A 1,181-nucleotide genomic window follows, 5' to 3' on the forward strand; every position below is an offset into this window, starting at 1 on the left:
CCGCCAGGTAGGCATCAGCCTCCAGAAGCCCGGGTCGACCCCGGTTGATCGTCAGCATCGGGGAGAGCCGATCGAAGCTGCCGACTTGCGCGAGCAATCCCGTTACTGCAGGGCTTTGGCCGGGTCGATCACGGTGGTGCACCGGGTCCAGGACTGCACGACCTGTTCGTCGGGGTGAGTGATGGTGGCCGGCTCGGCGGGGGGGAGTTGGTCGAGCAGGCCGTGTCGGCGGCAGTAGTCGTCGTTGTAGATGGTGTCGAAATAGCGTTGCGGGCCGTCGGGGAAGACCGCGGCGATGGTGGTATCGGCGGGCATGGTGCGCGCGGCCCACCCGGCGACCAGGGCGACCGCGCCCACACTCCAGCCGCCGCTGGAGTGGTGGGTCGCCGCCAGGGCACGAGCCGCCCACACGGCTTCGGCGGGGGCGACCCAATGCACCTCGTCAAACGCCGGATAGTCGACGTTGCGGGGGTAAATGCTCGAGCCCAGCCCGCGCATCAGCCGGGTGGTCGCCGGCTGACCGAAAATCGTCGAGCCGATGGTGTCCACACCGATCACCTGCAGATCCGGGTTGACCTCGCGCAGCACGCGGGCCACCCCGGCCGAATGACCCCCGGTGCCCACCGAGCACACCAGCACATCGATCTGGCCGAGCTGGTCGAGCAGCTCGAGTGCCAACGGCCGATAGGCGTCGACGTTGTCGGGGTTGCTGTACTGGTTGGGGCACCACGCCTCAGGGTCAGCGGCCAGCAGCTGCGCAACACGGTCTTTGCGGGCCTGCTGCCAGCCCCCCGTGGGATGCGGCTCGGTAACCACGTCGACCTGCGCGCCGTAGGCGCGCAGCATGTTTTGCACGATCGGTTCCATGCCCGGGTCGGTCACCACCGTGACCGGGTGTCGATACACCATGCCGGCCAGCGCCAACCCCAGTCCGAGCGATCCGCTGGTGGACTCCACGATCCGGGCCCCCGGCCGCAGCTCGCCGCGGGCGCGGGCCCGCTCGACCATGTGCACCGCCGGGCGGTCTTTCATGCTCCCGCCGGGGTTAAACCCCTCCAGCTTGGCCCAAAACCCGCGATCAGCGCTGGTCAACGGCTCCGATACCCGCAGCACCGGGGTATTGCCCACCAAGGCATCGGGCTGCCGGTAACTACCAGAAACCAGTCGGCAACTCTGCCGCC

The 1,181-nt window shown here is 68.8% G+C and carries 1 protein-coding gene; it reads right to left on the minus strand.

What is annotated here, in order from left to right; all coding sequences use genetic code 11:
• Positions 1-102: 102 nt before the first annotated feature.
• A complete protein-coding gene (locus AWC17_RS10040; RefSeq protein ID WP_085164586.1) occupies positions 103-1,164 on the minus strand; it encodes a PLP-dependent cysteine synthase family protein in 1,062 nt (353 codons plus the stop codon).
• Between the last annotated feature and the right edge of the window lie 17 nt (positions 1,165-1,181).

Source organism: Mycobacterium nebraskense (genome assembly GCF_002102255.1).
GTDB lineage: Bacteria > Actinomycetota > Actinomycetes > Mycobacteriales > Mycobacteriaceae > Mycobacterium > Mycobacterium nebraskense.